The 5,446-nt window shown below is 57.5% G+C and carries 6 protein-coding genes and 1 pseudogene; 5 read left to right on the top strand and 2 right to left on the bottom strand.

Annotated elements, in window-relative coordinates:
* Nucleotides 1-246, bottom strand: a 246-nt coding sequence (locus tag NY78_RS24350; protein WP_231584077.1) for a recombinase family protein, incomplete at its 3' end; no start/stop codon positions are given.
* Here NY78_RS24350 and NY78_RS21395 point away from each other — a divergent pair.
* Both NY78_RS21395 and tnpA read left to right on the top strand, forming a co-directional pair.
* Nucleotides 211-2,076, top strand: a complete 1,866-nt coding sequence (locus tag NY78_RS21395; RefSeq protein ID WP_197084311.1) for a Tn3 family transposase — start codon at nt 211-213, stop codon at nt 2,074-2,076. The two genes, NY78_RS24350 and NY78_RS21395, sit on opposite strands and share 36 nt — an antisense overlap.
* A 77-nt stretch (nt 2,077-2,153) precedes the next feature.
* Complete coding sequence (tnpA, locus tag NY78_RS25945; protein WP_442855222.1) at nt 2,154-2,291, top strand: IS66 family insertion sequence element accessory protein TnpA; 138 nt, start codon at nt 2,154-2,156, stop codon at nt 2,289-2,291.
* Between the two features lie 573 nt (nt 2,292-2,864).
* Here the strand turns inward: tnpA and NY78_RS24340 are convergent.
* Nucleotides 2,865-3,371: a transposase gene (locus tag NY78_RS24340; RefSeq protein ID WP_197084310.1), complete on the bottom strand. Its 507-nt coding sequence runs from the start codon at nt 3,369-3,371 to the stop codon at nt 2,865-2,867.
* A gap of 62 nt (nt 3,372-3,433) precedes the next feature.
* On the opposite strand from NY78_RS24340, the gene NY78_RS21380 reads away from it, so the two are divergent.
* The 3 genes and pseudogenes from NY78_RS21380 to NY78_RS21370 all read left to right on the top strand — a co-directional run bounded on the left by NY78_RS21380 (nt 3,434) and on the right by NY78_RS21370 (nt 5,378).
* On the top strand, nt 3,434-3,721 hold the full coding sequence (locus NY78_RS21380) for a Tn3 family transposase (RefSeq protein ID WP_043640939.1): 288 nt from the start codon (nt 3,434-3,436) through the stop codon (nt 3,719-3,721).
* 175 nt (nt 3,722-3,896) lie between these two features.
* Nucleotides 3,897-4,334 (top strand): annotated as a pseudogene (locus NY78_RS24335) (Tn3 family transposase); the annotation flags it as partial.
* Between the two features lie 204 nt (nt 4,335-4,538).
* Nucleotides 4,539-5,378: an IS110 family transposase gene (locus tag NY78_RS21370; RefSeq protein ID WP_197084308.1), complete on the top strand. Its 840-nt coding sequence runs from the start codon at nt 4,539-4,541 to the stop codon at nt 5,376-5,378.
* Nucleotides 5,379-5,446 lie beyond the last annotated feature (68 nt).

The raw sequence follows: 5,446 nt of genomic DNA, 5'->3' as shown, positions 1-5,446 counted from the left end.
CTTTCGTTCCGACCGCTGGTCCTTGGTCCCTGATGAGATCTCTCTGCGGATCTCCACCACCTCGAATCCTGCTCGATCCGCATAGGCCAGAAGATCCTGTTCCTGCCGGGCGCAGGACTGATCTGCCGTGGATACCCGGCAATAGATGGCCACTTTCTGTCCCAATTGAACCTCTCGGATTTTTCGGCCCGGGAAGGCTACAAGGAGGCCGTGCGAACGGTGCTCAAGCGCTCGTACCGGTCCCATTACCGCCGGATGCTCCCGGAACTGCTGGACATCCTGGAGTTCAGGTGCGGGAACGACCGACATCAGCCGGTGATAGAGGCCCTGGCCGTGCTCAAGACCCACTTGATGCACAAGGGATCGTCGTACCCCAAGGGGACAACGGTGGTCACCGAGGGCGTGGTCCGTCCCGCCTGGATGCCACTGGTGCTCGACGACGATGGCGACCCGCCCAGGATCAACCGCACCGCCTATGAAATTTGCGTGCTGAAGTCACTACGCGAGCAACTGCGGTGTCGGGAAATCTGGGTGGTGGGCAGCCGTCGTTACCGGAATCCCGAGGAGGATCTGCCGCAAGACTTCGAAGCCCAAAGGGGAGCCTACTACTCGGATCTGGCCCTTCCCATGGATCCGAAGGCGTTCACCGCCGGCCTCAGAGAGGAGATGGACCACGCATTGGCGACCTTGAACGAGGGGATGCCGGCCAAACCAAGGGTCAATATCTTCCAGAAAAAAGGCGGCTGGATCGCGGTCTCGCCCTTCGAGCCCCAGGCGGAGCCGGAAAACCTGGGGGCGCTCAAGGCCGAGATGGCTCGACGCTGGCCCATGACGAGCCTGCTCGATGTTCTGATGGAAACCGACCATCAGGTGGGCTTCACGCAGTGCCTGCGGAGTGGAACGGAGCGTGAACACCTGGATCGCCGCGTGCTACAGCGTCGCCTCCTGCTCTGCCTCTACGGGCTCGACACCAATACCGGTCTCAAGCCCATGGCCACTGGCCACGTCGACGACTCGCCCAAGGACCTGCTCTATGTCAGGCGTCGCTTCCTTTCGCTCGAAGGCCTGCGCCAGGCCATTGCCAGGGTAGTGAACGCCACCCTTGATGTCCGCCTGTCCCAGGTCTGGGGCGAGGGCACCACGGCCTGTGCCTCTGACTCCAAGCAACTTGGTGCCTGGGACCAGAACTTGCTCACGGAATGGCATGCTCGCTATGGCGGGCGCGGCGTGATGGTCTATTGGCATGTTGAGAAGCGGGCCACCTGCATCTATTCCCAGTTCAAGCGTGTCTCCTCCTCAGAGGCCGCCGCCATGATCGAAGGAGTGCTGCGGCACTGCACGGAGATGGAGGTGGAGCGGCAGTTCGTGGACAGCCACGGGCAGTGCGAAGTCGCCTTCGCCTTCTGCCGCCTGCTGGGCTTCGAACTGATGCCCCGGCTCAAAGGCATCCACCGGCAGCGGCTCTATCGGCCCGAGCCCGGGGAGGTCTACCAGAATCTCGCTCCGGTGATGGCCACTAGGTCCATCAACTGGGAGTTGATCGAACAACAGCTCGATGCCATGGTGAAGCACACTGTGGCCCTGAAGTTGGGAATGGCCGATGCCGAGAGCATCCTGCGCCGCTTCACCCGGACGAACATCCAGCACCCGGCCTACAAGGCCCTAGCGGAGCTCGGCAAGGCCATCAAGACGATCTTTCTGTGCCGTTATCTGGCCTCCGAAGAACTGCGCCGGGAGATAAACGAGGGTCTGAATGTTGTTGAGAGCTGGAACAGCGCGAACAACTTCATCTTTTATGGCAAGAGGGGCGAACTGACCACGAACCGGCGTGAGGACCAGGAGATGGGCCTGTTGTGCCTACATCTTCTCCAGTCCAGCCTAGTCTTCGTCAACACGCTGATGATCCAGGGGATTCTTACCGATCCCACCTGGACAAAGCCGATGGCGACACGGGACCTGGCTGCTCTGACGCCCCTGGTCTACCACCATATCAACCCCTACGGCCTCTTCGAGCTGGACCTGGACGCGAGACTCCCCCTTGGGGATACTACAGCAAAGTCAATCCCAGCTACTTGATACCTGGTGACACGAATGTTGGGTCTGGGCCTTCTTACGCCTCCTGAATTTTCTGGCATGGAGTGTCTCCAAGGGGGATGACCATGGCAGCATCAGCAACGGAGCATAGATCCGAGAAGGCGACGTATTGGGCTGGACATATTGAGACATGGCGAGGCAGTGGCCTGAGCCAGGGGGCTTACTGCCGGCGGCATGGCCTTTCCCAAATTCTCTGAGCTATTGGCGGAAGCGTTTAGGGACAACGAGAGACAGGGAGGCAGCGTCTTTCGTCACCATCGTTCCCGTGCCCCTGCACGCATCAGCCCAACCAAACATGGCAACCGCGCCTGAAAGCAAGGCGGGTATGGACATGGATCGCCTCCGGAGGGCGCCCCAAAAAGGTGGAAATAGTTTATGGATCCACTTGGTTTTAGAGACATATTTTAGGGATGGCAATCGGGCCAGCCCTGACGCGAGGTGCGAGTCGTCCCTAAAACGTCCCTTTTGGAGACAAACCATGAACGCGATCCCAAGTTGCTCTCCACCTTCGAGTTCCTCGCCTCGGCTCCAGCCAAGCCGCTCATGAAGGCCATCGAAGTGCTGCGGGAAATGAACGCCTCCGGCCGACGCACCCTCCCAAGGGAGGTGCCCACTGCTTTCATCAAGAAGCGCTGGAAGCGGCTGGTCTATTCTCAGGGCCGGATCGACCGGCGCTACTACAAGCTGTGCGTCATGGCGGAATTGCGTGGCCGGCTGCGCGCCGGCGATGTATGGGTGGCCGGCAGTCGGCAGTATCGGGATTTTGAGGACTACCTTCTTCCACAGACGGCTTTTGATCGGATGGACGGACGGCGCGAGGACGAAACAACACTGGCATCGACAGTGGCTCCCTCACGGACCAGCAATCCACGTCGCTTGAGTTGATAGTTGAGTTTGTCCAGGAGGCGCTTGAGCACATTTTTCTCGAGCAGGCTTTGCCGAAACCGGCAAATGGTCGAGGAATCCGGGACTTCGTCGTGATCGAGGGAGAGGCCTACGAAACGGACACAGGACAGGCGGTCGTACAAAGATTCTTCCGCAGCCACGTCACTGAGGTTGTACCAGCGCTGCAGCAGGAGAATTTTAAACATGGGCAGTGGCGGGTACGCAGGATTGCCAACGGCGTTGACAACCCGTTGGAGCTTCTTGCGAAGTAATCTTTCAAGCGGCTTCCAGTCGATGAGACGATCAATCTCGTCCAAAAAGCAATCCTTGTGCTTGCGACGGGCCACCACGTAGTCGGCGATGCCAGGATTCTTGGAAGTGCGCTCGCTCATGCTCGCCTCCATCTTTTTGATGGAGAAAATGTATCATAACTATATAAGTTTACTATATATTTGTGGCGATTTTCCGTGCATCGGTCTCCTACCTGGAATCGGAGGCGCTGCGGCGCGAGGTCAACGAGGGCTTGAATGTGGTGGAGAACTGGAATGGCACCAATGACTTCATCCTCTTCGGAAAAAAGGGGGAACTCGCCACTAACAAGCCATACGATATGGAGATGAGCCTGCTCTGCCTGCACCTGATCCAGGTCAGCCTCGTCTACATCAATGCCCGGATGATCCAGGAAGTCTTGGAGGATCCGGTGCTGCTGGATCGCATGACCCCCCGAGACCTGGGGCCTTGAGCCCACTCCTGACCAGCCATGTCACCCCGTTCGGCGGTCGTTTCGACCTGGACATGACGACGCGGCTCCTCTCGAAAGCCGCCGCGTACAATGATGCGGGTCCACCAAATTAGCAGGCAATTTCATACCCGTTCAGTCAATTTGCCCCAAACAGCATGTTTGTTGGTAGTACCCCGAACTGGGGAGATTGGAGCGAACGCTGTTCACCCTCCGCGGGCTGGAGGATCCTGGCCTGAGGCGTAAGGCGAACCTGGAGCTGAACACAGGAGAGGCCCGAAACGCCCTGGAGCGGGTGGTTTTCTTCAATCGTCTCGGCGAACTCCGCGACCGCAGCTATGAGAACCAGCGCTACCGGGCAAGCGGGCTGAATTTGCTGACCGCCGCTATCATCCTCTGGAACACGGTCTACCTGAACAAGGCGGTGGAAGAACACCGCGAGCAAGGCGCGCCTGTCAACGAGGGCCTGTTGCCACATGTCGCGCCGCTGGGTTGGGAGCACATTAACCTGACAGGCGACTATACTTGGGAGTCCCCATCGGTGGATGTTCCCGGCCTTCGCTCCCTGCGCCTGAGCCCCAGCAGAGGCTTTCAATTCCTTAGACATAATGACTGAAAGCCGAAGGCCTACCATCCTTGCCGACGTGGGTTAAGATACCAGCATAACATTTGGTATCCTAGAGTCACACACCAAGGAGACAGGCCATGAAAAAGATACTGTACGTCGGCATGGACGTCCATAAAGACTCGATCAACATCGCCTTAGCCGATTCGGATCCAACTGTTGAAGCTCGATTTTTTTGGTCGAATTGGAGGTGACATGACCTCTTTGGATAAGGCTATCCGAAAACTCATATCCACTGGTTGTGAGCCATGTTTCATTTATGAAGCAGGACCAGGGGGTTACCACGTATACCGGCATCTTCAGTCCCAGGGTTTGGCCTGCATTGTGGTCGCGCCGTCATTGATCCCCAAAAGAGCTGGGAACAAGGTGAAGACTGACCGTCGTGATTCTCTCATGCTCGCCAGGCTCTTTCGTGCCGGAGAACTTACTTCGATTCATGTGCCAGAGGAGGAAGACGAGGCCATGCGCGATTTGATCCGTGCTCTAAACGATGCCAAGAGCGCCGAGACAAAAGCCAAGCAAAGATTGCTACCCTTTTTGCTCCGGCACGGAATCAGGTATTCAGGCAAGACGCAGTGGCGACCCGCACACATGCGCTGGCTCGCCGAATTGACCATGCCTCTCGCAGTCCAGCAGATAGTTCTTCAGGAGTATGTGGATGCGATCAAGGAAAATACGGAGCGAGTCAGGCGACTTTTAGAGCAGATCAGCGAGGTTCTTCCTCAGTGCAAGAGAGCTCCTGTCGTCAAAGCTTACCAAGCGCTACGCGGAGTCGCGCTTCTCACCGCAGTTTCGGTGGCTGCTGAAATCGGCGATATGAGTCGTTTTGAAAATCCCAAGCATCTCATGGCCTACCTGGGGCTTGTACCCTCGGAACATTCAAGCGGTGGCACAACTCGTAGAGGAGGAATTACAAAGACGGGAAACAACCTTGTTCGACGCCTACTCGTGGAATCGGCTTGGTGCTACCGACTCATGGCCAGGAAAACCAGTATTCTACTGAAGCGACAGCAAGAACTTACACCAGATATTTGAGGTGGTCTGGCTTGATTGGACAGGTTGGCGGCGTTGTTAAGCTCTAGTCCGGTTGGTGCTTATGCCGC

Origin of the sequence: Desulfovibrio sp. TomC (assembly GCF_000801335.2) — a bacterium.
In the GTDB taxonomy this organism is placed as follows: Bacteria; Desulfobacterota; Desulfovibrionia; order Desulfovibrionales; family Desulfovibrionaceae; genus Solidesulfovibrio.
This window is presented reverse-complemented; position numbering and strand designations above follow the sequence as displayed.

What these genes read in the sequence shown, in the direction of transcription:
- tnpA (WP_442855222.1), top strand. Translation starts at nt 2,154, where the DNA reads ATGACCATGGCAGCATCAGCAACGGAGCATAGATCCGAGAAGGCGACG.
- NY78_RS21370 (WP_197084308.1), top strand. Translation starts at nt 4,539, where the DNA reads ATGACCTCTTTGGATAAGGCTATCCGAAAACTCATATCCACTGGTTGT.
- NY78_RS24340 (WP_197084310.1), bottom strand. Translation starts at nt 3,371, where the DNA reads ATGAGCGAGCGCACTTCCAAGAATCCTGGCATCGCCGACTACGTGGTG.